A 24,262-nucleotide genomic window follows, 5' to 3' on the forward strand; every position below is an offset into this window, starting at 1 on the left:
GTCACCAGCTGACCGGAACCGATGCCGCCGGGCCTACTTCAGCCCGGCCGCGTCCATGCCGCGCAGCTCCTTCTTCAGGTCCGCGATCTCGTCGCGGAGCCGTCCCGCCAGCTCGAACTGCAGGTCCCGCGCCGCGTTCATCATCTGGTCGGTCAGCTCCTTGACCAGGTCGGCCAGCTCGGCCCGCGGCATCGACTTCACGTCGCGGCCCTCGTAGACACCGGCGCTGACGGCGCGCCCGGCCTCGCCCTGCGCCCGCCGACCGCGGCTGGCGTTCCGGCCGGAACCGCCGACCGCGACGTCGGTGTCGTCGGCCTCCTCGTACACCTGGTCGAGGATGTCCGCGATCTTCTTGCGCAGCGGCTGCGGGTCCACACCCATCTCCAGGTTGTACGCGATCTGCTTCTCGCGACGACGCTCGGTCTCCTCGATCGCGCGGGCCATCGAGTCGGTGACCTTGTCGGCGTACATGTGCACCTGACCCGACACGTTGCGGGCCGCGCGACCGATCGTCTGGATGAGGCTGGTGGTGCTGCGCAGGAAGCCCTCCTTGTCGGCGTCGAGAATCGCGACCAGGGACACCTCGGGAAGGTCGAGGCCCTCCCGGAGGAGGTTGATGCCGACCAGCACGTCGTACTCGCCGAGCCGCAATTGCCGCAGCAGCTCGACGCGGCGCAGGGTGTCGATGTCGGAGTGCAGGTACCGCACCCTGATACCGAGCTCGAGGAGGTAGTCGGTCAGGTCCTCGGACATCTTCTTGGTCAGGGTGGTGACCAGGACCCGTTCGTCGCGCTCGGTGCGCTCGCGGATCTCGTGCACCAGGTCGTCGATCTGCCCCTTCGTGGGCTTGACCACGACCTCCGGATCGACGAGCCCGGTGGGCCGGATGACCTGCTCGACGAACTCGCCGCCGGCCTGGCCCAGCTCGTACGGCCCGGGCGTCGCCGACAGGTACACTGTCTGCCCGATCCGCTGCGTGAACTCCTCCCACGTCAGCGGCCGGTTGTCTGTGGCGGACGGCAGCCGGAAACCGTAGTCGACAAGATTGCGCTTGCGCGACATGTCGCCCTCGTACATCGCACCGATCTGCGGCACCGTCACGTGCGACTCGTCGATGACGAGCAGGAAGTCCTCGGGGAAGTAGTCGATCAGCGTCGCCGGCGCGGAACCGGCGGGCCTGCCGTCGATGTGCCGCGAGTAGTTCTCGATCCCGGAGCAGAACCCGACCTGTTTGATCATCTCGAGGTCGTACTGGGTGCGCATCCGCAGACGCTGCGCCTCGAGCAGCTTGCCCTTGTTCTCCAGGTCGGCGAGGCGCTCCTCGAGCTCGGCCTCGATGTCGCGGACCGCGCGCTCCATCCGCTCCGGCCCCGCCACGTAGTGGGTCGCCGGGAAGATCCGCAGCGAGTCGACCCGCCGGACCACGTCCCCGGTCAGGGGGTGCAGGTAGTACAGCGCCTCGATCTCGTCACCGAAGAACTCGATGCGGACCGCGAGTTCCTCGTAGGACGGGATGATCTCGACGGTGTCGCCGCGCACCCGGAACGAGCCACGGGTGAAGGCCACGTCGTTGCGGTTGTACTGCACGTCGACGAGCAGCCGCAGCAGGGCGTCCCGCGGCACCTCGACGCCGACGTCCAGCTGGATCGAGCGGTCCAGATAGGACTGCGGAGTACCGAGACCGTAAATGCACGACACCGATGCGACCACCACGACGTCCCGCCGCGACAGCAGGCTCGACGTCGCCGAGTGCCGCAGCCGCTCCACGTCGTCGTTGATCGAGGAGTCCTTCTCGATGTAGGTGTCCGTCTGCGCGATGTACGCCTCGGGCTGGTAGTAGTCGTAGTACGAGACGAAGTACTCGACTGCGTTGTTGGGCAGCATCTCCCGCAGCTCGTTGGCGAGCTGCGCCGCGAGGGTCTTGTTCGGCGCCATCACCAGCGTCGGACGCTGCACCTGCTCGATCAGCCACGCCGTCGTGGCGGACTTGCCGGTACCGGTGGCGCCGAGCAGCACGACATCCTTCTCACCCTCGGACAGGCGGCGGGTCAGGTCCGCGATCGCCTGCGGCTGGTCGCCGGCCGGCCGGTGCTCGCTGACGACCTCGAACCGGCTGTCCGACCGCTCGATGTCGCCGACCGGCCGGAACTCGGAGTGCGCCACCACGGGATGCTCGGATGCAAACGCCATGCCACCCAGGGTAGGCGCAGGGTCCGACAACGCGGCCGACCCGCCACGACGCGATAGGTTTTCGCCATGCACGTTCACGCCCCGAAGGTCGAGACCTTCGATCTGACCGACCGCACCAACACCGACCCCAAGGGATTCGTCCGGGAGGTCGAGCACTACCGGGTCGAGCCGTGGGGCCTGTACATGGCACGTCACTCCGACCACCCGCACTTCCACTACCTGGAGTCGTGGCTGCTACCCGATCTGGGTCTGCGGGCGTCGATCTTCCACTACCACCCCTACCACGCCCGCGACCAGGACAGGTACGTCGACATCGGCGAGTTCACCCGCGACGGGACGGTGTGGCGGTCGGTGGACCACTACCTGGACCTGGTGGTCCGGACCGGCCGCGACACCGAACTGCTCGACGTCGACGAGTTGCTCGCCGCACACACCACCGGACTGCTCGACGCCGCGACCGCGGAGCGGGCGATCGCGGTCGCCACCCGCGCCGTGGACGGAATCGCCGCCCACGGCCACGACCTCGACGCCTGGCTCGCGGGTCTGGGTATGCCGGTCAGCTGGCGCTGACTCGTCTCACACCGTGTGGCCGGTGTCCTCCGCCCACCGCATCGCCCGGTGGTAGGCGTCGTCGAACCACGGTGTCTTCGCGTCGACGTACAGTTCGGTCGCGACCCGGACGTCGGGCTCACCGACCGCCGCGGCCGCGGCGCCGCGCTTGATCTCCAGGTACTCGTCACGCGCTTCGGCGTCGGCTCGCAGCCAGTCCCGGAACACCAGCGCGAACCGCTGACCCGGCCACCCGTCGACCCGAACGTGGATGTTCGCGGGCCGACCGGGGTCCGCGCCGGCATGGAAACGCTTGTCCCACAAGGAAGGATCAGCCTCTCCCCCGATACCGTAGGCCGGTTTCGGGTCGTCCGCGGTCACGTCGGGGACGCGTGGGAACCCCGCCTGAGCGAGCCGGTCGGCGAGCGCATCGGCCACGGCGAGGTCGGACACCGTCACCTGAATGTCGATGACGTCCTTCGCGTCGAGGCCCGGCACCGCGGTGGATCCGATGTGGTCGACCCGCACCGCGTCCCCGCCGCACACGAACGCCACCCGTTCCACCAGACGCCTGCCCTGCTCCGCCCAGTCCGGATCGGCGGGCGCGAGCACCGGAGCCGCCCGCACCACAACGGAATTCGCGACGTTGTCGGCATACTGGCGCAGTCGGTCCCACAGCGCTTTCACCGTCGAGTCGAGTGCGCCCTGCGGACCGCTGTTGTCGAGCCACACGTCAGCGGCGGCGCGACGCTGGTCGTCGCTCGCCTGTGACGAGATCCGCGCTCGCGCATCGGCCTCCGGCATTCCCCGCAGTTCGACCAGGCGCCGCACCCGCTCCTCGGCATCGACGTACACGACGACGACGAGGTTGAACGCGGCACCCATCCGTCCCTCGACGAGCAGCGGGATGTCCTGCAGCACGACCGAATCCGAGGGAGCCGCGTCGACCAACTCGGCGGTCCGGGCGCCGATGAGGGGATGTAGGATTCCGTTGAGTCGACCGCGGGCCGCCTCGTCCCCGAACGCCTTGGCGGCCAGGGCGGGTCGGTCGAGTCGTCCGTCGGGCTGCAGTATCTCCGGGCCGAACTCCGCCGCGAGCGCGGCGAGTCCCGGGGTGCCCGGCTCCACGACCTCGCGCGCGATCAGGTCCGCGTCCACGACGACGGCCCCGAGATCGCCGAGGATCCGTGACACGGTGGACTTTCCAGCTCCAATGCCTCCTGTGAGGCCGATTCGTAACACGCACCCCAGTCTGTCATCAAACACGCCCACACACATCCGCCCCAAATGACCGGGGTTTGCGCACGTCTCGGCTATCTTCGAGGGCGACGTGCCAGGCCATCCCCTCCGACACGAAGGAACACCATGAGCAGTACTTCACCGCAGCCTGGTCGGCACCGTCTTGGCATGGTCGACGGGGTGCACTGCATCCTGATTCCCGAGGTCGCTGCCGCCCTGCAGGAACACCACCGCACCTGGTTCACCCAAATGCTCAGCCCCGCCCGGCACAGCTTCGCAGCCATCCGCAAGCGGACCGCGGAGATGCAGGGCGCGTGGACCGCGGGCGCCGCGACCGCGAACTGACGCCACCACACCTTCACGACTGCGACCCCGCCCGGATTCGGGCGGGGTCGCAGTCGTCGTGCCGTGTTCCGTTGTCGGGCCCGGACGACGAAGGCCCCGGTCCGCAGTGGACCGGGGCCTTCGTCACGTCACACCCTCGCGGGTGAGGAGGTGTCAGGCGTTGCCGGACAGCTTCTCACGCAGAGCAGCGAGCTGAGCGTCGCTCGCCAGGGAGCCGCTCGCCTCGGCGGAGCCGGCGGACTCGCCCTCGGCGGCACCCGACTCGGAGGAGTAGTTGGTGCCGGACGCGCCGGCAGCAGCCTCTGCGGCCTCGTCGGCAGCCATCTTCTCCATCTGAGCGGTGTGCATCTTGTGGCGACGCTCGGCCTCGGCGTACCGGGACTCCCACTCTTCACGCTGCTTGTCGAAGCCCTCGAGCCATTCGTTGGTCTCGGGGTCGAAGCCCTCGGGGAAGATGTAGTTGCCCTGGTCGTCGTACGAGTCGGCCATGCCGTACTTGGACGGATCGAACTCGGCGTTGTAGTCCTCGTTCGCCTGCTTGAGCGACAGCGAGATGCGGCGACGCTCCAGGTCGATGTCGATGACCTTGACGAGCGCGTCGTCGCCGACGCCGACAACCTGGTCCGGGACCTCCACGTGGCGCTCGGCCAGCTCGGAGATGTGGACGAGGCCCTCGATGCCCTCCTCGACGCGGACGAACGCGCCGAACGGAACCAGCTTGGTGACCTTGCCCGGCACGATCTGACCGATCGCGTGGGTGCGGGCGAACTGACGCCACGGGTCCTCCTGGGTCGCCTTCAGCGACAGGGAGACGCGCTCGCGGTCCAGGTCGACGTCGAGAACCTCGACGGTGACCTCGTTGCCGACCTCGACGACCTCGGACGGGTGGTCGATGTGCTTCCAGGACAGCTCGGAGACGTGCACCAGACCGTCGACACCACCGAGGTCGACGAACGCGCCGAAGTTGACGATGGAGGACACGACGCCCTTGCGGACCTGGCCCTTCTGGAGCTGGTGCAGGAACTCGCTGCGGACCTCGGACTGGGTCTGCTCGAGCCATGCGCGACGCGACAGGACCACGTTGTTGCGGTTCTTGTCGAGCTCGATGATCTTCGCCTCGATCTCCTTGCCGACGTACGGCTGGAGGTCGCGGACGCGACGCATCTCGACGAGCGACGCGGGCAGGAAGCCGCGCAGGCCGATGTCGAGGATCAGGCCGCCCTTGACGACCTCGATGACGGTGCCCTTGACGGCCTCGTCCTTCTCCTTGAGCTCCTCGATGGTGCCCCAGGCACGCTCGTACTGAGCGCGCTTCTTCGACAGGATCAGGCGGCCTTCCTTGTCCTCCTTGGTGAGGACCAGGGCTTCGACCTCATCGCCGACGGAGACGACCTCGTTGGGGTCGACGTCGTGCTTGATGGAGAGCTCGCGGGACGGAATGACGCCTTCGGTCTTGTAACCGATGTCGAGCAGCACCTCGTCGCGATCGACCTTGACGATGGTGCCTTCGACGATGTCGCCATCGTTGAAGTACTTGATCGTGGCATCGATGGCGGCGAGGAAATCCTCGGCAGAGCCGATGTCGTTGACGGCTACCTGCGGCGAGGTGACGGTGGTGGAGGGCATTGGGTGAATTGCTCCGGAGGGATAGGAAGTCGGTTGATGATGTTCTGTCGGACCACGAATGCACACCGACGGCTCCCCAGGGGTGCCGCACGGCAGACACTCGCGTGCACCAGGGTACGCGACCACATGCAAGCTGGGCAAACCCGGGTGGAAGTGCCGCGTTCGACGGGCGCTACCGTCCTTCACGACATGAGTGAGCATCCAGAAGACACCGCGCGGCACGCCGCGGCGAACGCCGCCCTCGGCACCACCGGGTTCAGCCGTGCCCGGCTCGGGACGGCAGACAGCGAGCGGGCGAGCCGCGCCTGGTGGGACGCCGACGCCGTCGACTACCACCGCACGCACGGCGAGTTCCTGGGCGTCGACTCGGTCGGCGGCGAGTTCGTGTGGTGCCCGGAGGGCCTGCACGAGGGTGACGTGCACCTGCTCGGGGACGTCGCGGGCCGGGACGTGCTGGAGATCGGCTGCGGTTCGGCGCCGTGCGCTCGCTGGCTGGCCGGCCAGGGGGCGCGGGCCGTCGGGCTCGATCTGTCGCGCGGCATGCTCGAGCGGGGGCTGGCGGCGATGGACCGCGGCGGACCGCGGGTACCGCTCGTGCAGGCGGGCGCGGAGTCGTTGCCGTTCGCCGACGCGAGTTTCGACATCGCCTGTTCCGCGTTCGGTGCGGTGCCGTTCGTCGCCGACTCGGCGTTGGTGATGCGCGAGGTCGAGCGGGTACTGCGGCCCGGCGGCCGCTGGGTGTTCTCGGTGAACCACCCGGTCCGGTGGATCTTCCCCGACGATCCGGGCCCGGCGGGGCTGACGGCGACGATCCCCTACTTCGACCGCACGCCGTACGTGGAGGTCGACGACCGAGGTGTCGCGACGTACGTCGAGCACCACCGCACGATCGGCGACCGGGTCCGCGAGATCGTCGCCGCCGGACTGGAGCTGCGCGACATCGTCGAGCCGGACTGGCCGGAGTGGCTGGACCGGGAGTGGGGTCAGTGGAGCCCGCTGCGCGGCCGGCTCTTCCCCGGAACCGCGATCTTCGTCTGCCACAAGCCGGCCTGACGCCGCGTCACTCCGATCGTCGCGGCGTCCGGCCCGCATCGTCGAGCGCGCGCCGCAGCGCGTACTCGAGTTGCGCGTTGACGCTGCGCAGGTCGTCCGCGGCCCACTTGGCGATCGCGTCGTAGACGGCCGGGTCCAGCCGCAGCAGCACCTTCTTGCGTTCGACCTTCTTCCTGCCCCCCGGCGTCTCGCCCGTCTCGGCCATGGTCAGGCGTAGAGGCTGCCGGTGTTCACGATCGGCTGGGTCGCCTTGTCCCCGCACAGCACGACCAGCAGGTTGGACACCATCGCGGCGCGGCGTTCCTCGTCGAGTTCGACCACGGCCTGCTCGGCGAGCCGATCCAGCGCCATCCCGACCATGCCGACGGCGCCCTCGACGATCATGGCGCGCGCCGCGACGACCTGCGCGGCCTGCTGCCGGACGAGCATGGCCTGCGCGATCTCCGGCGCGTATGCGAGGTGCGTGATGCGCGCCTCGACGACGTCGACGCCCGCCAGGTCCGTCCGCTCCCGCAGTTCGGCAGTGAGCTCGGCGGCGACCTGGGCGCCGTCGCGCAGGCTGGTGGCGTCGCTGGCGTCGGAGCCGGACGGCACGATGGTGGTGTCGTACGGATGGGTGGTGGCCAGGTGACGCACCGCGGCCTCCGACTGGATCGCGACGTACTCCTCGTAGTCGTCGACGGCGAAGATCGCCTTGCCGCTGTCGACGACCTTGTAGACCACGACCGCCGCGATCTCGACCGGATTGCCCACGGCGTCGTTGACCTTGAGCTTGGACGTCTCGAAGTTGCGCACACGCAGGGTGACCCGACGCTTGACCGACAGCGGGACAACCCATTTGAAACCGTCGTCCGCCACCGTGCCGAAGTAGCGCCCGAAGAACTGGACCACCCGGGCCTCGTTCGGATTGACGATCGTGAATCCCGTTGCGAGCGCGACGATCACCAGTGCCACCAGCCCGGCAACGACCCAGCAGGCGATCCGCACCGCCAGCGTCGTGTCGAGCAGGATCCCGGCCAACGCCACCGCCGCGGCGGCCGGTGTCGCCACCGTCAGCGCGAGTAGCACCACGAACCCGTTCAGTCGAAACGCCCTACGCTCCATGTCGCCCGCCTTGCTATCGAAGTGATATCACCACGATAGCAAAGGGTCGGGATTCGGAGTCAGAGCAGCTTGGAGAGGAAGGCCTGGGTGCGCTCGTGCTGGGGGTTGGCGAGCAGTGCGCGGGGCTCGCCGGACTCGACGACGACGCCGCCGTCCATGAACACCAGCTGGTCGGCGACCTCGCGGGCGAAGCCCATCTCGTGCGTCACCACGACCATCGTCATGCCTTCCTTCGCGAGGTTCTTCATGACGCCGAGCACCTCACCGACCAGCTCGGGGTCGAGTGCGGAGGTCGGCTCGTCGAAGAGCATCAGCTTCGGGTCCATCGCCAGCGCCCGGGCAATCGCGACCCGTTGCTGCTGCCCACCTGAGAGTTGCGCCGGGTACGCGTCGGCCTTCGACGCGAGCCCCACCTGGTCCAGCAGATCCATCGCCCGGGCCTCGGCGTCCTTGCGCCGGACCTTCTTCACCAGTGTCGGCGCCTCCATCACGTTGCCGAGAGCGGTGCGGTGCGGGAAGAGGTTGAAATGCTGGAACACCATCCCGATGTCGCGGCGCTGCTTCGCCGCCGCGCGCGGGTGTAGTTCGTAGAGCTTCCCGCCGCGTTCGGAGTAGCCGACCAACTCGCCGTCCACGTACAGCCGGCCCCCGCTGACCTGTTCGAGGTGGTTGATGCAGCGCAGGAACGTCGACTTGCCGGACCCGGACGGCCCGACCAGGCACAGCACCTGACCGCGGTCGATCTCGAGGGTGACGCCCCGGAGCACCTTGAGCGCACCGAAGCTCTTGCAGACGCGGTCGGCCTTCACCATCGGCGTCGTCACATCGGACCTCCTGCGTCGGGTGCCGCAACCGGCGGCACCGGCTTGTTCTGGGCGTCCGCCAATGCCTGCAGTTGCCGTGCGGTGAGGACCCTCGACAGGCCCTTCGAGTAGTGCCGCTCGAAATAGAACTGGCCGACCATCAGGACGCTGGTGATCGCGAGATACCACGTCGCGGCGACGAGCAGCAGCGGGATCGGCTGGAAGTTCGCGCCGGAGATGTCCCGGGCCCGCCCGTACAGTTCGCCGGTGTACGGCACCGCGAGGACCAGCGACGTGGTCTTGAGCATGCTGATCAACTCGTTGCCCGTCGGCGGGATGATCACCCGCATCGCCTGCGGCAGCACGGTGCGCCGCATCGTCTGCGACCACGACATGCCCAGCGCCGTGGATGCCTCGGTCTGCCCCTCGCCGACGGAACCGACCCCGGCTCGGACGATCTCGGCCATGTACGCCGCCTCGTTGAGACCGAGTCCGATCACCGCGAACAGGAAGGCCGCCTGCAGGTCCTGCAGGTCGAAGTGGGCGAACTGCGGCCCGAACGGGATTCCGAGGGCGACGGACTTGTAGATCGACGGGAACAGACCCCAGAACACCAACTGCACGTAGACCGGCGTGCCACGGAAGATCCACAGGTAGACCCAGGCGGCCGTGCGCAGCACCGGATTCGGGGACAGGCGCATCACCGCGAGGACCACACCGAGTGCGACGGCGATGACCATCGCGATGACGGTCAGCGCGATCGTCCGGAGCGCGCCTTCGGTGATCCGGGCGTCGAACAGGTACTGGCCGTAGACGTCCCACGCGAAGGCGTCGTTGGTGGCGGCGCCGTAGACGAAGAGCGCGACCCCGGCGACGACCACGACGGCGGCGATCCAGCGGCCGGGATGGCGCAGCGGTATCGCGCGGATCGGTTCCGGTTCGTCCACCGGCGTGGGTTCGTGTGCCGTGTCCTGTGCCATGACCCTCCGCCTTCCTGCCGTGACCCGGGTCAGCTCGTCGCGCCGTTGATCTGCGCGGTCGTGACGGTCCCGGATCCGACGCCCCAGTTGTCGGCGATCTGCTGGTAGGCGCCGGAGTCGATGAGGTGTTGCAGCGCCTGCACGAGCACCGGAGCGAGCGGCGAGCCCTTCGGCACCGGCCAGCCGTAGGGCGCCGAGTCGAACTGCTCCCCCGCATTCTCGAGCCGGCCGTCGCTGCGCTTGACCGCGTACGCGGTCACCGGGGAATCCGCCGACATGGCGTCGACCCGGCCCAGGATCAACGCGTTCGACACGTCGTCCTGACTGTCGTACTTGATCTTCGCGATCGGCGGTCTGCCTGCCGCGACACAGTCCGCGCTCTTGGCGGGCACCTCGTCGATGTCCTCGTAGGTCGTCGTCTGCACGCCGACCCGCAGCCCGCACGCGTTGTTCGGGTCGACCGGCTCCCCGGTCTGCTGCGCCCACTGGACGCCGGCGAGGTAGTAGTCGACGAAGTCCACCGACTTCTGCCGCTCCAGGGTGTCGGTGAACGACGACATCCCGAGGTCGTAGGTGCCGGCCTGGACGGCCGGGATGATCTTGTCGAAGTCGGCCTGGATGAACTCGGCCCGCACCCCCAGCACGGCGGCGACGGCGTTCATCAGGTCGACGTCGAAGCCGACGATGTTGCCGTTCTCGTCCTTGAACTCGTTGGGCGCGTAGGGGACGTTGACGCCGATCCGCAGTCGGCCGTTCTGTGCGACCGGCGCCGGCACCTGCGCCGCGATCGAGTCGACGCGGTCGACGTGAACGGTGTCCGGCGGCACCAGGCCCTCGGTGTTGTGCACGCAGGCGGTGAGGGTCACCGCGACCGCGACCAACACGCCGAAACACCGGGCGCGCCCCGGGACTCGACGCCTCGGCATTCGACGTCCCGGTGATCGACGCCCCGGCATCGTCGCACCAGCCGGCGAGGACCGCACCCTTTGCAGCGTACTGGCAGCCCGGTCACCGCCGCAGGATTCGGGCCCCCACCGTCTCGGTGAACTCGGCAGTCGAGGCCAACCCGCCGAGATCCGCGGTCGCGACCCCGGCGGCGAGGGTGTCGGCGACCGCGCGCCTGATCCGGTCCGCGGCCCGACCGAGAACGTCGGCGTGACCGTGGGTCGCGAGCCAGTCGAGCAGCATCGCTGCCGACAGCATCAGTGCGGTCGGGTTCGCCCGGTTGCGCCCGGCGATGTCGGGAGCGGCGCCGTGCGCGGCCTGCGCCATCGCCTGGGTGACGGACGCGTTCAGCGACGGCGCAGTGCCGAGCGATCCCGACAACTCCCCCGCCAGGTCGGACAGGATGTCGCCGAACATGTTCTCCGTCACCACGACGTCGAAATCGCCGCCACGCCGGACGAGGTGCGCGGCCATCGCGTCGACGTGCTCGGTGTCCACCCGCACCCCGTGGTACTGCTCGGCGACCTCGAGGCACACGTCCCGGAACAGGCCGGTGGTCAGGCCGAGCACGTTCGCCTTGTGCACCACGGTCAGTCGGCCGCGCCTGCGCTGCGCCAGCTCGCACGCCGTGTGCGCGATCCGTTCACAGGCGTGGCGAGTGAACACGCCGACGGCGAGCGCGACGTCCGGCGTCGGCATGAATTCGCCGCCGCCCGTGTACATGTTGCGGTCGGCGTAGAAGCCCTCGGTGTTCTCCCGCACGATCACCAGGTCCATGTCGGGCACGGTGGCGCGGACACCCGCGAAGGCGCGCGCCGGACGGATGTTCGCGAACAGGTCGAACTTCTTGCGGATCACGCCGCCCGGCGTCAGTTGCCCGCGGAACCGGTCCGGATACGCCGCACTGTCGTGCGGCCCGAGCACCCAGCCGTCCAGCCCGGCGAGCGCCTCGAGAGTGCCGTCCGGGATCGGGGTGCCATGGCTGTCGATGGCGCCCGATCCGACTGGCAGCTCGACCCATTCGATCGCCGGTGCACCCGCTGCGGCGACGGCGGTGTCGACGATCCGCCGGGTGGCGGGCACGATCTCGTGACCGATACCGTCACCGACGAGCAGCCCGAGCCGCAGCGGCTGCACGTGGGCCGATCCGTGAGCGATTGCGTGAGGGGGGTTCACCCGACCATCATTGCTCAGCATGGTGCAGTCCGTGGAACTGCTGCTCGACACCGAGCTCGACACCGCGATCCGCCGGGAGTGGCGGCGCCTGTCGGATGCGGCGCTGCCGAGCCAGGACGTGGTCCGCAAGTCGACGAACCGCCCGCACATCACCCTCGCCGTCGCGCGGCACATCGACCCGGAAACCGACCTGCTGCTGCAGCAGCAGCTCACGCCACCGAACCTGCACCTGGCGCTCGGCGGTGTGGTGATATTCGGCGGACACCGAAAGACGCTGGCGTATCTGGTGATCCCCACCGCGGGTCTGCTGGCTTTGCAGCGGAGCATCTTTCGGGTGCTGCACACCAGCCCGGGTATCCCCGCGCACATCCATCCGGGCGACTGGACCCCGCACATCACCCTGGCGCGGCGCGTGTTCCCCGACGAGATCGGGCCGGCGGTCAACCTGCTCACGCCGGCCCAGGCTCACGGGGCGGCGGCGGGCATCCGGCGCTGGGACGGCGATGCGCGGCGGGAATGGCGCATCGCGTGACGCGTGAGCAGGGGCACCGGGAAGAATCGGCGCGGTAGGTGCGTTGAAGGGCGCAACGGCAACGTCCAGTTGCACCGATCCCGGCCGGCGGCCGGATACGAGAGGAAATGAATTGGCCACGCAGACCCTGACCCAGCAGAACTTCGACGAGGTCGTGACCGGCAACGACGTGGTGCTGGTCGACTTCTGGGCTTCGTGGTGCGGCCCGTGCCGCCAGTTCGCCCCGACGTTCGAGTCCTCGTCCGAGGCACACCCGGACGTCGTGCACGGCAAGGTCGACACGGAGGCCGAACAGGGTCTCGCGGCCGCCGCGAACATCCGGTCGATCCCGACGATCATGGCGTTCCGCGAGGGCATCCTCGTCTTCTCACAGCCCGGCGCTCTGCCCCAGGCGGCGCTCGAGGATCTCGTGACGCAGGTCAAGGCCCTCGACATGGACGAGGTCCGCAAGCAGATCGCGGCGCAGCAGGCCTGACCACTGCCCGCACCGGCCCCGTGACCACCCGGTCACGGGGCCGGTGTCGTCTCACAGGGCGAGCGCCGACTCCGCGTACCCGTCGGGCATGCCGCGGCGGCGGAACCACTCGGTGCCGAACGCGGACCGCAACAGCTCGACGGGCATCTCAAGGAACGGTCCGAAGTCGCCGACCTGCGTGGCGTGGGCGGACATGGCGGCGCGTTTGGCCTCGATCTGCGCGGACACGTCCACGACGGTGGTGATCAGGGCCTCCGGGAGGCCGAAGGAGTCCAGATCCGGCGGCTGCACGTCCTCCGTCCAGTCGGGCCGCGCCGCGATCATCCTCTTCATGTGCTCCCGGTTGACCGCCGCCTCGTACACCCGGTCCACGCCCGCCAGCTCCGCTGCGCGGACACCGACGTGGTGGACCTGGATGTGGTCGGGGTGTCCGTAGCCGCCGTTGCTGTCGTAGATCGTCATCGCATCCGCGGACTCCTCGACGAGCACCTGCGCCAGCCTGGCCGCAGCGACGTCGACGTCGATGTTGCAGAACGCGTCGGGGTGGGCGTTGTCGTCGGTCCCCGCCATCCCGGAGTCCCGGTAGTGCAGGGGTACCACCCGATGCACGCCGAGCGCGGCCGCGGAGGCCTGCAGCTCGTCGAGACGTCGCCCGGCGAGGGTCTCACCGGGCGCGAGCACCCCGTCGGGAACCTCGCCGAGCGCGCCGTCCGTCGCGGTGACGAGCACCACGCGATGCCCGTCCTCGGAGGCGCGCCGAATCACGCCGCCGGTGACGAACACCTCGTCGTCGGGGTGGGCGTGGAAGCAGACCAGGACTGCCATGTCGGTACCTCCCGGCTCAGTGGGCCGCCGCGTCCCAGCTGCGGCCGACCCCCACGGACACGTCCAGCGGCACGGACAGCTCGATGGCGCCGGCCATCTTCTCCCGCACCAGCGCCTCGACGGCGTCGCGTTCGCCGGTGGCCACCTCGAGCACGAGTTCGTCGTGCACCTGCAGCAACATCCGCGACCGCAGGCCCGCGTCCCGAAGCCCGGTCTGGACGTCGATCATCGCGACCTTGATGATGTCGGCGGCGGTGCCCTGGATCGGGGCGTTGAGGGCGGCTCGTTCGGCGACCTCGCGGCGTTGGCGGTTGTCGGAGGTCAGATCCGGCAGGTAGCGGCGACGACCGTACAGCGTCGAGGTGTAACCGACCTTGCGGGCCTGCTCGACCACTTCGTGCAGGTAGTCACGGACACCACCGAACCGGGCGAAGTAGGCGTCCATCTGCTCCTTCGCCTCCTCGGTGGAGATCTTCAGCTGCTGAGCGAGCCCGTAGGCGCTCAGGCCGTACGCGAGGCCGTACGACATCGCCTTCACGCGGCGACGCAGCTCGGCGGTGACCTCCTCGATCGGGACACCGAACGCCCGCGATCCGACGAAGCTGTGCAGGTCCTCGCCCGTGTTGAAGGCCTCGATCAGACCGTCGTCCTTGGACAGGTGGGCCATGATCCGCATCTCGATCTGGCTGTAGTCCGCGGTCATCAGCGACTCGTAGCCGGCGCCGACGACGAACCCGTCCCGGATCTGCCGGCCCGCGTCGGTGCGGACGGGGATGTTCTGCAGGTTCGGTTCGGTCGACGACAGGCGGCCGGTCGCGGCGACGGTCTGGTTGAAGGTGGTGTGGATGCGGCCGTCGTCGGCGACCGACTTGAGCAGACCGTCGACGGTGACCTTGAGCCGGGTCGCGTCCCGGTGCTCCAGGAGGTGCCCGAGGAACGGGTGCTGCGTCTTCTCGAACAGCGACTCCAGCGCGGCGGCGTCCGTGGTGTAGCCGGTCTTGGTCTTCTTCGTCTTCGGCATCTCCAGCTTCTCGAACAGCACCACCTGCAGCTGCTTCGGGGAGCCGAGGTTGATCTGTTCGCCGATCACCTCGTAGGCGGCCTCGGCGGCGGCGGACACCCGGCTCGCGAAGGTGGACTGCAGGTCGTGCAGGTGGTCGGTGTCCACCGAGATGCCGATCGCCTCGACGTCGGCGAGCACCTCGAGAAGCGGCAGTTCCAGGTCCGTGAGCAGCCGCGCCGACTCGATCGCGGCGAGCTCGGTGTCGAACGCGGCGGCCAGGTCGAGGACCGCGCGGGCCCGCAGGATCTCGGTCTCGGCGGCAGCCGCATCGGCTGAGTCCTCGGCGTCGAGCAGCGACAGCTGCGCGTCGCCGGTGTCCTCGACGCGCAGCTCCCGCTTGAGGTAGCGCAGGGACAGGTCGTCGAGGTTGAAGCTGCGCTGCCCGGGCCGTACCAGGTACGCGGCGAGCGCGGTGTCGCTGGTCAGTCCGCCGAGCGTCCAGCCGCGTCCGCGGAGGGCGTGGATCGCGGACTTGGCCTCGTGCAGCGCCTTCGGCGCGGACGCGTCGGCGAGCCAGGCGGCGAGCGCCGTCTCGTCCTCCTCGGTGACGGTCGACGCGACGACGTAGCCGCCCTCTCCGTCGGCGGCGGCGATGGCGAGCGCCGTCACGTCACCCCCGTACGGGGCGCCGGAACCGACGACGGACAGGGCGGCGCGGGAACCGTCACGGACGTGCGCGTCGAGCCACGCGGCGACCTCACCCGGCGCCAGCGCGCCGCCGCGCACCTCGAAGCCCTCCTCGGCCTCCGGCTCGGCTGACGCGAGGGTCTCGAACAACCGGTCCCGCAGCACCCGGAACTCGAGGTCGTCGAACAGGGCGTGGATCTTGTCCCGGTCCCACGGGGCGAGCGCGAGCTGAGCGGGCACGTACGGCAGCGGCACGTCGCGGACCATCTCGGTGAGCTGCCGGTTGAGCACCACCGACGACAGGTTGGCGCGCAGCGCGTCGCCGACCTTGCCGCGCACCTGGTCGACCTTGTCCACGAGTTCGTCGAGCGAACCGTACTCGCGGATCCACTTGGCGGCGGTCTTCTCACCCACCCCCGGAATGCCGGGCAGGTTGTCGGACGGGTCGCCGCGCAACGCCGCGTAGTCCGGATACTGCCGCGGGGTGAGCCCGTACTTATCCTCGACCGCGGCCGGGGTGAAGCGCGTCAGGTCCGAGACGCCCTTGCGGGGGTAGAGCACGGTGACGTCGTCGGTGACGAGCTGGAGGGAGTCCCGGTCGCCGGTGCACACCAGAACCCGGTAGCCCTCCCCTGCGGCCTGCGTGGTCAGGGTGGCGATGATGTCGTCGGCCTCGAAGCCGGCCTCGGCCATCACCGGGATGCCGAGCGCACCGAGAACCTCCTTGGTGATCTCCACCTGCCCCTTGAACTCGTCGGGGGTCTTGCTGCGGTTCGCCTTGTACTCGGGGAACGCCTCCGCACGGAACGTCTGCCGCGACACGTCGAACGCGGCGGCGACATGCGTCGGCTGCTCGTCGCGCAGCAGATTGATCAGCATCGAGGTGAACCCGTAGACGGCGTTGGTGGTCTGGCCGCTGTGCGTCTTGAAGTTCTCCGCGGGCAGGGCGAAGAACGCGCGGTAGGCGAGCGAGTGCCCGTCCAGGAGCAGCAGCGTCGGCTTGTCGCCGCTGTCGGCGGTGGCGGGGGCAGGTGCGGGAGACGTTGTCGGGCTCACCGCAGTGAGTCTAGGGAGCCACCCCGACACCGTGGCAACGGACACGGGCCGGCGGTCGGGCTGACGCTCCGATTCGCGACGGACACGACGACGACGACGGTCACGCGCCGGGCATCACCCGACGCCGAGGTAGGCGTGCTTGACGGCGGGGTCGGCGAGCAGTTCCGGGCCGGGTCCGGTCCGGGTGATCTCCCCCGTCTCGAGAATGTACGCGCGGTCGGTGCGCCGCAGCGCCTGCTGGGCGTTCTGTTCGACGAGCAGGATGGTGGTGCCCTGCGCGTTGATCTCGGCGATGATCCGGAAGATCTGCGCGATCACCATCGGCGCCAGGCCCATCGACGGCTCGTCGAGCATCAGCAGCCGTGGCCGCGCCATCAGGGCCCGTCCGATTGCGAGCATCTGCTGCTCGCCGCCGGACATCGTGCCGCCGACCTGGGTGCGCCGCTCCGCGAGCCGGGGGAAGAGGCCGAAGACCCAGTCGAGGCGTTCCGCGTACTCGGCCTTCGTCTCGAAAGTTCTTGCGTAGCAACCCATGTCAAGATTCTCCTGCACCGTCATACCCGGGAAGACCCCGCGGCCCTCCGGCGCCTGCACGACCCCGAGCGCGACCCGCTCGTGCGCCTTCACGTGGGTGATGTCCTTGCCGTCGAACATGATCCGGCCCCGCGTGAGCGGCAGCAGGCCGGACAGCGCTCGCATGGTCGTGGACTTGCCCGCCCCGTTGGCGCCGAGCAGGGTGACCAGTTCGCCTCGACGGACGTGCAGCGAGATGCCGTGCAGCGCACGGATGCGGCCGTAGTTCACGACCATGTCGGTCACCTCGAGCAGCGGTGCCCCGGTGTCGGTGGGCGTCCCGGTGCCGGAGGGCGTCCCGGCGTCGGTGGGTGTCCCGGTCTCATTCTGCTTCATCGGGCACTCCCAGGTAGGCGGCGACGACGGCGGGGTTCTCCCGGATCGCGGCGGGCACGTCGTCCGCAATCTTGCGGCCGAACTCGAGCACGACGATCCGGTCGGTCACGCCCATCACCAGCCGCATGTCGTGTTCGATCAGCAGCACGGTGAACCCGTCGTCGCGGATCTTGCGGATCAGGTCCTGCAGCGCGGCCTTCTCGCTGGGGTTGAATCCGGCCGCGGGTTCGTCGAGGCACAGCAGTTTCGGTTCGGTGGCCAGGGCGCGGGCGATCTCGAGGCGGCGCTGGTCGCCGTAGGAGAGGTTGCGGGCCTTCTCCACCGCGCGGGGCGCGATGCCGACGAACTCGAGCAGCGCCATGCCCCGCTCGACGGCGTCGTGTTCCTCCCTGCGATGCCGGCCGGTGCGGAAGATGGCACCGGGCACCGACGTCCGGTGCCGGGCATCGGTGCCGACGACGACGTTCTCGAGCGCCGTCATCTCGCCGAACAGGCGGATGTTCTGGAAGGTGCGGGCGATGCCGAGTCGGGTGATCTCGTTGCGCTTGGTCGCCCGGCCGCGAGCCAAGCGCCGGGGAGATGACGCCGTGAGCGGACGCCCGTCGAACGTCACCGAACCGGAGGACGGCTTGTAGACGCCGGTGATCGCGTTGAAGCAGGTGGTCTTGCCTGCACCGTTCGGTCCGATCAGGCCGAGGATCTCCCCGCGCCGGATCTCGAAGGTCACGTCGTCGAGTGCGACGAGGCCGCCGAACCGCACCGTCAGCCCCTCCGTGCGCAACAGCGCTTCGCCCTCGTCGACGCGGATTTCGCGTTGCGGTGCAACAACTTCCGCGACCATCTCGGGGTCCGCAAGTGCGGGGTCGAGAGCCTCGACGTCGACCACTCCCGCGGTGGGAACGTCCACCTCCGGTGCCAGCTCCGCCGCGAAGTCCTCGTTGTCGAAGAGCGCGTCGCCCGCGCCCGGACCCGAGGTCATCGTCCACCTCCACTCGCGACGGACCCGCCGGCACCGGCCGCGTCGGCGGCGGGCCGCACCGCCAGGTACACCTGCCGACCGTACGCCAGCAACTTCTGCCGCGCCGGGAACAGACCCTGCGGACGGAAGATCATCAGCACCACCAGCGCGATACCGAAGAAGAGGTACTTGTAGTCGCCGAGGGACTGGTCGCCGATGTGGATCGACATCGCCCGGTTCGGCAGGTACACGATGATGAACGCTCCGACGATGACACCGAGCTTGTTGCCCTGCCCACCGATGACCACGGCGCACAGGAACAGCATCGAGTTGATGACGTTGAAGCCCGTCGGGTTGATGAACTGCACCTGCCCTGCGTACAGCGCCCCGGACAGTCCGCCTATCGCCGCACCGATCATGAAGGCCCACAGCTTGAACTTGAAGGTGGGCACACCCATGATCTCCGCGGCGTCCTCGTCCTCCCGGATCGCCACCCACGCCCGGCCGACGCGGCTGCGTTCGAGGTTGCCGACGATCAGCAGCACGACGATGACCATCGCCATGCCCACCCAGAACCACCACACCCCGGAGTTGACGTTGCCGCCGGTGTTGCCTGCGGAGAACACGCCGTACGGAAGCTCCTCGGATTCCCCGAGGTGCGGGTACGCGATCTGGGACAGGCCCTGCCCGCCGTTGGTGACCTCGGTGAGGTTGTCTGCGAGCAGGCGCACGATCTCTCCGAAGCCGAGGGTGACGATGGCCAGGTAGTCGCCGCGCAAACGCAGTGTCGGTGTCCCGAGCAGCAGACCGGTGAACGCGGTGATCGTGACCGCGATCGGCAGGCAGGACAGCCAGGCCCAGTCGCTGGAGAAGAACACGCTGGTGCCCATCTTGTTCCACGGACTGTTCGGACTGGTCAGCAGCGCCACCGTGTAGGCCCCCACCGCGTAGAAGCCCACGTAGCCGAGGTCGAGGAGGCCGGCCTGCCCGACCACGACGTTGAGTCCGATCGCGATGAGCGCGTACATCGCGAACTGCGCCATCACACCGCCGAAGTCCGTACCGGGGGTGTCCAGCAGCGGCGGCCGCCACACCGGCAGGATCGCGATGAGCGCGATCACCGGCACGCCCGCCAGCCACTGCATCGGCCGGGTCAGGCCGTCCCACCAGTTCCGGATCGCGTCCCCGACGCCGCGCCCGCGGTCGCTGCCACCGTCGCTGTCGGGGACGGGCACCTCGGTTCGTTCGATGGTCATACCCGCACCCTCCCCAGGCTCTCACCGAGAATTCCGGTGGGACGGAACATCAGCACCAGGACCAGGAGGACGAACGCGACCACGTCCCGCCATTCGGTCCCGAAGACGACCTGCCCGTAGTTCTCGATCACCCCGAGCAGCAGTCCGCCGAGCAGGGCACCGCGCAGGTTGCCGATGCCGCCGAGGACGGCCGCCGCGAATGCCTTGATGCCCAGGATGAATCCGCCGTTGTAGATGATCCCGGACGGAATCTTCAGCGAGTACAGCAGTGCGGCCGCGCCGGCGAGGAGCCCGCCGATCAGGAAGGTGAGCATGATGATCCGCTCACGCGAGATCCCCATCAGGGTGGCGGTGTCGGGGTCCTGCGCGACGGCTCGGATGCCGCGACCGAACTTGGTGCGGTTGATCAGCATGTCCGTCAGCGCCGTGAGCAGGAGCGCGGCCACGATGATCACGATCGTCACGTTCGTCACCGACGCCCCCCGGATCGAGAAGACCTCGACCGGCTGCACCAGTTTGATCGGCTGCTGCGCGTTGGTGCCGCCGAGTCCGGGCCAGATCTTCGGGAGCACGTAGTGCACGAATTCCTGGATGACGAAGGACATTCCGATCGCGGTGATGAGGAAGACCAGGGGTTTGGCGCCGCGTCGGCGCAGTGGCCGGTAGGCGACCCGTTCGAGTCCGACGGCCGCAGTCCCCGACACCGCCATGCCGAACAGCATGGCCAGACCGAGGTAGACCACGGTCATCGCGACGCCCTCGTTGTACACGTTCCCGCTGGGGGCGAATCCGAGCAGCATGAGCGCGACGTACTGCCCGAAGAGCCCGAGCATGAAGATCTCGGAGTGCGCGAAGTTGATCAGGCGCAGCACGCCGTAGACGAGGGTGTAGCCGATGGCGACGAGCGCGTAGATCGCGCCGTAGCTGAGCCCGTCGATGGTGAGCTGCCAGAAGCTCTTCGCCAGGCCCTCGATGTTGAAGTCGATGTTGCTTGCGTACAGGGTCACGGCGTCGGGGACGCCCAGTGTCACGGCGTCGGAGACGGCCAGGGTCGCGGTCATCGAAGTCTCTGTTCGCTGGTGCGGAATACGGTCGACCGCCGACGGGTGATCGGTCGGGTGCGCACGTACGCGCACCCGACCGACCGACCCGAGGGATCAGTTGACCTCGTAGATCTGGATGAGCGCGTTGGACAGCTCACCCTGCGCATTCCACTGGTAGCGCTTGCCGACTCCCTGGCCGTCGTAGTTGCGGACGAAGTCGAGCATCCCGGCACGGTCCTTCACGCCGGAGTCGATGGCCGCGAGCATGATCGTGGTCAGGTCGTAGCCCTCGACGGAGTACACACCGGGTGCCTGCCCGTTGAGCGCCTCGTACTCCTCGGCGAGCGCCGCGGGTGCGGGGATGCAGGGGCAGGTCAGAATGGCGTCCTTCGAGGCCTCACCGGACTGCTTGACGAACTCGGGGTCGTTCGTGCCGTCACCGGAACTGAACAGCGCGGTCACGCCGCCCTCGCGCAGCTGCGTCACGAACGGCGCGGCCTCGGCGTAGTAGCCGGAGTACCAGACCGCGTCCGGGTCCTCGGCCTTGATCTGCGAGACGGTGGCCGAGAAGTCCTTCTGGCCGGTCTTGACGCTGGCCGAGCAGGCGGCGTCGGCGGCGGCACCGAGGTTCTCGGTGACCACCTTCGCCAGGCCGACGCCGTAGTCCGAGTCGTCCTGGATGACGCACACCTTCTTGGCGTCGAGGGTGTCGGTGAGGTACTTGGCGACGACGGAACCCTGGCTGTTGTCATTGCCCAGACCGCGGAAGAAGGTGGTCCAGCCGTTCTGGGTGAGTGTCGGGTTGGTGGCGGACGCGGTGAGGAACGGCAGGCCGGCCTGGTTGAAGATGGCGCCGGTCGCCTTGGTCTCGCCGGAGAACGCGGGGCCGAGGAGACCGATGACCGACTGGTCGCTGACGATGTTCGGCGCGACCTGCGTCGCCTTCTGCGGGTCGCCCTCGGTGTCGAACTGCTTGATCGCGACCTGGCAGTTCGGGTTGTTCTGATTGTGTTTGTCGAGGGCGAGTTTCGCGCCGTACAGGATGTTCTGGCCGAGTGCGGCGTTGGCTCCGGTCAACGCGCCGGCCATCGCGATGGACACGCCCTGGCAGGTGGCATCGCCACTGCCCGCGGGATCGGCGGCGTCGGTGGCGTCCGCGGTCGCGACCTCGGCGCCCGATGCGTCGAGGAGGACCTGCGGATTGATGCTCAGGCCGCTGGCGGCGTCACCGGTGTCGGTGGACGATCCGCTGTCGGTCGACTTGCTGCTGCACCCTGCCACGGCAAGGGTTGCGGCCACGCCCAGAACCAGAGCGCTTCGAACTGCACGACGATTCACGTCACACCTCCCGAACTCGAGAGCTCCCCGACAGGTCGGAGGGGCCGACAGCGTCGACCCGGTCAGAACATAACCGTGCGGCAACCCTTGTGCACCACTATGAATGGCCGCGTCGGGATTTTTGCTCCGAGCGTTACCGGCCGGCGACACGCTCACGGCGGTGCGGACACCGTGTGAACGTCCGCGGAACAGGCCGAACGGGTCTGGGCAGGGAAGCAGTACCCAGGGACCGACCGGTCCGCCGAAACACCGCGGTAGCGCAGAGTTCACCGCGGAGTCCTGCGCCGGACGCGGTGTCAGCGGCCGCCGAGGGTGTCGAGAATGACCTCGGCGACGACCTTCATGGTGGTGCGGCGATCCATCGCGGCCCGCTGAATCCACTTGAACGCCTCCGGTTCGCTCAGCGACTGGGAGGTCATCAGCACACTCTTGGCACGCTCGATCAGCTTTCGGGTCTCGAAGCGTTCGTTGAGGTTCGCGACCTCCGCCTCCAGCGCGGAGATCTCCGCGAAGCGACTGGCCGCCAACTCGACCGCAGGCACGAGGTCCGCCTTCGAGAACGGTTTGACCAGGTACGCCATCGCCCCCGCATCGCGGGCCCGTTCGACCAGCTCGCGCTGACTGAACGCCGTCAGAATCACCACGGGCGCAAGACGTTTCGACGCGATCTCGGATGCGGCGTCGATGCCGTCACGGCGCGGCATCTTGACGTCCATGATCACCAGGTCGGGTCCGAGTTCCTCGGCCAGCTCCACGGCCCGCTGCCCGTCGTCGGCCTCGCCGACGACGTCGTAGCCCTCCTCGCGAAGCATCTCGACGAGGTCCATTCGGATCAGCGCCTCGTCCTCCGCCACGACCACGCGGCGAGTCACCGGACGGCGCTCCTGCCCGACTGGATCGGTCATCGTCGGCCACTCCTCTCCTCGGCCGGCTGCCCGGCTCGACCCGCCGCGACAGGCGTGCTGCGGCCCTTGCAGGGTACCGGTGCTTGACGCCCGCGCCCGATCATCTACAGTCGGTATCCGCACCAGCCCTCGTATCCCAATTGGCAGAGGAAACGGATTCAAAACCCGTGCAGTGTGAGTTCGAGTCTCACCGAGGGCACCACGAAACACCACCTCGAGCCCTGTGTCGAGTTCTCGACGTCACCCGTGCCGACAGCTCCTTCCGCCACGGCCTCCCGGTCGACCGACCGACTGTTCGTGATAGAAGTTGAGCCTGGCACGACCGCACCCATCCGAGAAGGGCTGGCGATGACGCGAACATGTCGAGGCGAACGAGGAGACACCCGACCGGAGCCGGGGATCGGGGGGCTCGCGTGAACGGGGCGGCGGGTCACTCCGCTTCCGACTCGGCCACGAGGACCGAGGTCCTCTCCACACTCGACGTGGAGTGGGGCGACACGCTCGTGACGTTGCGCTTCAACCGACCGGACGAACACAACTGCACGACCCCGGACTCGCTGGACGAACTCCATCAGGTGCTGACGCGCCTGAGCTCGGAGGACGGGATCTCGACGGTCGTGATCACCGGCTCCGGCCGGATGTTCTGCCCTGGGGCGAATGTCAATCGCGACCACGACCCCGAGCCCCACCGGCGCCGATTCCCGGAGGAGGAGTCGTACCAGGTCGCGACCCTGCTGACGGAGATGCCGCAACTGACCGTCGCCGCGGTCAACGGCGGCTGTGCAGGTGCCGGCTTCGCGATCGCGTCGGCCTGCGATGTGCGAGTCGCATCGAGCCGGGCTCGATTCCTCACCGCCTTCCTCCAGATCGGACTCGCGAGCGAACTCGGGCTGCCGGCAACGCTTCAGCGGAATCTGGGCGGAGCGCTCGCTCGTGAACTCTGTTTCCTGCCCGAAACGTTCGATGCCGAACGGGCCCGAGCCATCGGTTTCGTGTCCCGGGTGTTCGACGAGAACAGTTGGGAACAGGATTTCGGGATGTTGCGCAGCGAGCTGGCCGGCAGGTCGGTCGAGGCGGTTCGGATGCTCAAGCAGAATTTCCTCGACGCAGCCAGGCTGCCCCTGCGCGATTTCGTGGAGATCGAAGGACGCCGCCATCGAAGCTGGTTCGACGGCGAGCGCGGTGCCGCGGCGTTCGAGCGCTTGGCCGCCCAGGGTCGCGAAGTCCGCACACCCGAGCGCGCCTCGGCAACTCCGCAGCGCTGA

The 24,262-nt window shown here is 68.6% G+C and carries 23 protein-coding genes and 1 tRNA gene; 7 read left to right on the top strand and 17 right to left on the bottom strand.

The features are described 5' to 3' along the window. Positions 1 to 33 precede the first annotated feature (33 nt). On the bottom strand, positions 34 to 2,190 hold the full coding sequence (gene uvrB / locus ACFYVR_RS21025) for an excinuclease ABC subunit UvrB (protein WP_387476746.1): 2,157 nt from the start codon (positions 2,188 to 2,190) through the stop codon (positions 34 to 36). Positions 2,191 to 2,256: 66 nt separating this feature from the next. Between uvrB and ACFYVR_RS21030 the strand changes: the two genes are divergently transcribed. Next, a complete protein-coding gene (locus tag ACFYVR_RS21030; protein WP_387476748.1) occupies positions 2,257 to 2,760 on the top strand; it encodes a DUF402 domain-containing protein in 504 nt (167 codons plus the stop codon). Between the two features lie 6 nt (positions 2,761 to 2,766). Here ACFYVR_RS21030 and coaE read toward each other — a convergent pair whose 3' ends face one another. Beyond that, positions 2,767 to 3,981, bottom strand: coding sequence for a dephospho-CoA kinase (coaE, locus tag ACFYVR_RS21035; RefSeq protein ID WP_387476750.1), 1,215 nt, complete (start codon positions 3,979 to 3,981; stop codon positions 2,767 to 2,769). A 123-nt stretch (positions 3,982 to 4,104) separates the two neighbouring features. Between coaE and ACFYVR_RS21040 the strand changes: the two genes are divergently transcribed. Continuing rightward, complete coding sequence (locus tag ACFYVR_RS21040) at positions 4,105 to 4,323, top strand: hypothetical protein (RefSeq protein ID WP_387476752.1); 219 nt, start codon at positions 4,105 to 4,107, stop codon at positions 4,321 to 4,323. Positions 4,324 to 4,476: 153 nt separating this feature from the next. On the opposite strand, the gene rpsA is transcribed toward ACFYVR_RS21040, so the two are convergent. Beyond that, positions 4,477 to 5,949 carry a 30S ribosomal protein S1 gene (gene rpsA, locus ACFYVR_RS21045; protein ID WP_387476754.1) on the bottom strand — a complete coding sequence of 491 codons (1,473 nt, stop codon included), beginning with the start codon at positions 5,947 to 5,949 and terminating at the stop codon, positions 4,477 to 4,479. Positions 5,950 to 6,138: 189 nt separating this feature from the next. Between rpsA and ACFYVR_RS21050 the strand changes: the two genes are divergently transcribed. Then, a complete protein-coding gene (locus tag ACFYVR_RS21050; RefSeq protein ID WP_387476756.1) occupies positions 6,139 to 7,002 on the top strand; it encodes a class I SAM-dependent methyltransferase in 864 nt (287 codons plus the stop codon). Positions 7,003 to 7,009: 7 nt separating this feature from the next. On the opposite strand, the gene ACFYVR_RS21055 is transcribed toward ACFYVR_RS21050, so the two are convergent. The 6 genes from ACFYVR_RS21055 to ACFYVR_RS21080 form a co-directional block, all read right to left on the bottom strand. After that, positions 7,010 to 7,207, bottom strand: a complete 198-nt coding sequence (locus ACFYVR_RS21055; RefSeq protein WP_387476758.1) for a hypothetical protein — start codon at positions 7,205 to 7,207, stop codon at positions 7,010 to 7,012. Between the two features lie 2 nt (positions 7,208 to 7,209). Beyond that, positions 7,210 to 8,106 (bottom strand): SPFH domain-containing protein, encoded by an 897-nt coding sequence (locus ACFYVR_RS21060; RefSeq protein ID WP_387476760.1) that lies wholly within the window; start codon positions 8,104 to 8,106, stop codon positions 7,210 to 7,212. Positions 8,107 to 8,165: 59 nt separating this feature from the next. Beyond that, the gene (locus ACFYVR_RS21065) at positions 8,166 to 8,918 is read right to left on the bottom strand and encodes an amino acid ABC transporter ATP-binding protein (protein ID WP_387476865.1); all 753 of its coding nucleotides are present in this window, start codon (positions 8,916 to 8,918) and stop codon (positions 8,166 to 8,168) included. A gap of 8 nt (positions 8,919 to 8,926) precedes the next feature. Then, entirely contained in the window at positions 8,927 to 9,889 is a 963-nt protein-coding gene (locus ACFYVR_RS21070; protein ID WP_387476762.1) for an amino acid ABC transporter permease, read from the bottom strand. 29 nt (positions 9,890 to 9,918) lie between these two features. Next, positions 9,919 to 10,815: an ABC transporter substrate-binding protein gene (locus ACFYVR_RS21075; RefSeq protein ID WP_387476764.1), complete on the bottom strand. Its 897-nt coding sequence runs from the start codon at positions 10,813 to 10,815 to the stop codon at positions 9,919 to 9,921. Positions 10,816 to 10,897: 82 nt separating this feature from the next. Continuing rightward, positions 10,898 to 12,031: an isocitrate/isopropylmalate dehydrogenase family protein gene (locus ACFYVR_RS21080; protein ID WP_387476766.1), complete on the bottom strand. Its 1,134-nt coding sequence runs from the start codon at positions 12,029 to 12,031 to the stop codon at positions 10,898 to 10,900. On the opposite strand from ACFYVR_RS21080, the gene ACFYVR_RS21085 reads away from it, so the two are divergent. Then, a complete protein-coding gene (locus ACFYVR_RS21085; protein ID WP_387476768.1) occupies positions 12,030 to 12,542 on the top strand; it encodes a 2'-5' RNA ligase family protein in 513 nt (170 codons plus the stop codon). The genes ACFYVR_RS21080 and ACFYVR_RS21085 overlap by 2 nt on opposite strands. 112 nt (positions 12,543 to 12,654) lie before the next feature. Continuing rightward, the gene (gene trxA / locus ACFYVR_RS21090) at positions 12,655 to 13,017 is read left to right on the top strand and encodes a thioredoxin (protein ID WP_387476770.1); all 363 of its coding nucleotides are present in this window, start codon (positions 12,655 to 12,657) and stop codon (positions 13,015 to 13,017) included. Between the two features lie 51 nt (positions 13,018 to 13,068). Here the strand turns inward: trxA and ACFYVR_RS21095 are convergent, their stop codons facing one another. The 8 genes from ACFYVR_RS21095 to ACFYVR_RS21130 all read right to left on the bottom strand — a co-directional run bounded on the left by ACFYVR_RS21095 (position 13,069) and on the right by ACFYVR_RS21130 (position 22,997). Next, positions 13,069 to 13,842 carry a PIG-L family deacetylase gene (locus ACFYVR_RS21095; RefSeq protein WP_387476772.1) on the bottom strand — a complete coding sequence of 258 codons (774 nt, stop codon included), beginning with the start codon at positions 13,840 to 13,842 and terminating at the stop codon, positions 13,069 to 13,071. 16 nt (positions 13,843 to 13,858) lie between these two features. Beyond that, positions 13,859 to 16,588 carry a DNA polymerase I gene (gene polA, locus ACFYVR_RS21100; protein ID WP_387476774.1) on the bottom strand — a complete coding sequence of 910 codons (2,730 nt, stop codon included), beginning with the start codon at positions 16,586 to 16,588 and terminating at the stop codon, positions 13,859 to 13,861. 114 nt (positions 16,589 to 16,702) lie between these two features. Beyond that, a complete protein-coding gene (locus ACFYVR_RS21105) occupies positions 16,703 to 17,398 on the bottom strand; it encodes an ABC transporter ATP-binding protein (RefSeq protein ID WP_387476867.1) in 696 nt (231 codons plus the stop codon). A gap of 85 nt (positions 17,399 to 17,483) precedes the next feature. Further along, positions 17,484 to 18,476: an ABC transporter ATP-binding protein gene (locus ACFYVR_RS21110; RefSeq protein WP_387476776.1), complete on the bottom strand. Its 993-nt coding sequence runs from the start codon at positions 18,474 to 18,476 to the stop codon at positions 17,484 to 17,486. Further along, positions 18,473 to 19,711, bottom strand: a complete 1,239-nt coding sequence (locus ACFYVR_RS21115) for a branched-chain amino acid ABC transporter permease (protein WP_387476778.1) — start codon at positions 19,709 to 19,711, stop codon at positions 18,473 to 18,475. The genes ACFYVR_RS21110 and ACFYVR_RS21115 overlap by 4 nt, the downstream gene beginning before the upstream one ends. Next, on the bottom strand, positions 19,708 to 20,772 hold the full coding sequence (locus ACFYVR_RS21120) for a branched-chain amino acid ABC transporter permease (RefSeq protein WP_387476780.1): 1,065 nt from the start codon (positions 20,770 to 20,772) through the stop codon (positions 19,708 to 19,710). The genes ACFYVR_RS21115 and ACFYVR_RS21120 overlap by 4 nt, the downstream gene beginning before the upstream one ends. A 96-nt stretch (positions 20,773 to 20,868) precedes the next feature. Then, complete coding sequence (locus ACFYVR_RS21125) at positions 20,869 to 22,059, bottom strand: branched-chain amino acid ABC transporter substrate-binding protein (protein ID WP_387476869.1); 1,191 nt, start codon at positions 22,057 to 22,059, stop codon at positions 20,869 to 20,871. 329 nt (positions 22,060 to 22,388) lie between these two features. Next, complete coding sequence (locus tag ACFYVR_RS21130) at positions 22,389 to 22,997, bottom strand: ANTAR domain-containing response regulator (protein WP_387476782.1); 609 nt, start codon at positions 22,995 to 22,997, stop codon at positions 22,389 to 22,391. Positions 22,998 to 23,122: 125 nt separating this feature from the next. Here ACFYVR_RS21130 and ACFYVR_RS21135 point away from each other — a divergent pair. Next, positions 23,123 to 23,199: transfer RNA gene (locus ACFYVR_RS21135), tRNA-Leu, on the top strand. A gap of 157 nt (positions 23,200 to 23,356) precedes the next feature. Next, on the top strand, positions 23,357 to 24,262 hold the full coding sequence (locus tag ACFYVR_RS21140) for an enoyl-CoA hydratase/isomerase family protein (protein ID WP_387476784.1): 906 nt from the start codon (positions 23,357 to 23,359) through the stop codon (positions 24,260 to 24,262).

This window comes from Rhodococcus sp. NPDC003318 (genome assembly GCF_042879035.1).
GTDB lineage: Bacteria > Actinomycetota > Actinomycetes > Mycobacteriales > Mycobacteriaceae > Rhodococcus_G.

Coding starts and splice junctions, on each gene's coding strand:
- uvrB (WP_387476746.1), bottom strand. CDS start 2,190: ATGGCGTTTGCATCCGAGCATCCCGTGGTGGCGCACTCCGAGTTCCGG.
- ACFYVR_RS21030 (WP_387476748.1), top strand. CDS start 2,257: ATGCACGTTCACGCCCCGAAGGTCGAGACCTTCGATCTGACCGACCGC.
- ACFYVR_RS21040 (WP_387476752.1), top strand. CDS start 4,105: ATGAGCAGTACTTCACCGCAGCCTGGTCGGCACCGTCTTGGCATGGTC.
- rpsA (WP_387476754.1), bottom strand. CDS start 5,949: ATGCCCTCCACCACCGTCACCTCGCCGCAGGTAGCCGTCAACGACATC.
- ACFYVR_RS21050 (WP_387476756.1), top strand. CDS start 6,139: ATGAGTGAGCATCCAGAAGACACCGCGCGGCACGCCGCGGCGAACGCC.
- ACFYVR_RS21055 (WP_387476758.1), bottom strand. CDS start 7,207: ATGGCCGAGACGGGCGAGACGCCGGGGGGCAGGAAGAAGGTCGAACGC.
- ACFYVR_RS21060 (WP_387476760.1), bottom strand. CDS start 8,106: ATGGAGCGTAGGGCGTTTCGACTGAACGGGTTCGTGGTGCTACTCGCG.
- ACFYVR_RS21065 (WP_387476865.1), bottom strand. CDS start 8,918: ATGGTGAAGGCCGACCGCGTCTGCAAGAGCTTCGGTGCGCTCAAGGTG.
- ACFYVR_RS21070 (WP_387476762.1), bottom strand. CDS start 9,889: ATGGCACAGGACACGGCACACGAACCCACGCCGGTGGACGAACCGGAA.
- ACFYVR_RS21075 (WP_387476764.1), bottom strand. CDS start 10,815: ATGCCGAGGCGTCGAGTCCCGGGGCGCGCCCGGTGTTTCGGCGTGTTG.
- ACFYVR_RS21085 (WP_387476768.1), top strand. CDS start 12,030: ATGGTGCAGTCCGTGGAACTGCTGCTCGACACCGAGCTCGACACCGCG.
- ACFYVR_RS21080 (WP_387476766.1), bottom strand. CDS start 12,031: ATGCTGAGCAATGATGGTCGGGTGAACCCCCCTCACGCAATCGCTCAC.
- ACFYVR_RS21095 (WP_387476772.1), bottom strand. CDS start 13,842: ATGGCAGTCCTGGTCTGCTTCCACGCCCACCCCGACGACGAGGTGTTC.
- ACFYVR_RS21105 (WP_387476867.1), bottom strand. CDS start 17,398: ATGGTCGTGAACTACGGCCGCATCCGTGCGCTGCACGGCATCTCGCTG.
- ACFYVR_RS21110 (WP_387476776.1), bottom strand. CDS start 18,476: ATGACCTCGGGTCCGGGCGCGGGCGACGCGCTCTTCGACAACGAGGAC.
- ACFYVR_RS21115 (WP_387476778.1), bottom strand. CDS start 19,711: ATGACCATCGAACGAACCGAGGTGCCCGTCCCCGACAGCGACGGTGGC.
- ACFYVR_RS21120 (WP_387476780.1), bottom strand. CDS start 20,772: ATGACCGCGACCCTGGCCGTCTCCGACGCCGTGACACTGGGCGTCCCC.
- ACFYVR_RS21130 (WP_387476782.1), bottom strand. CDS start 22,997: ATGACCGATCCAGTCGGGCAGGAGCGCCGTCCGGTGACTCGCCGCGTG.
- ACFYVR_RS21140 (WP_387476784.1), top strand. CDS start 23,357: ATGTCGAGGCGAACGAGGAGACACCCGACCGGAGCCGGGGATCGGGGG.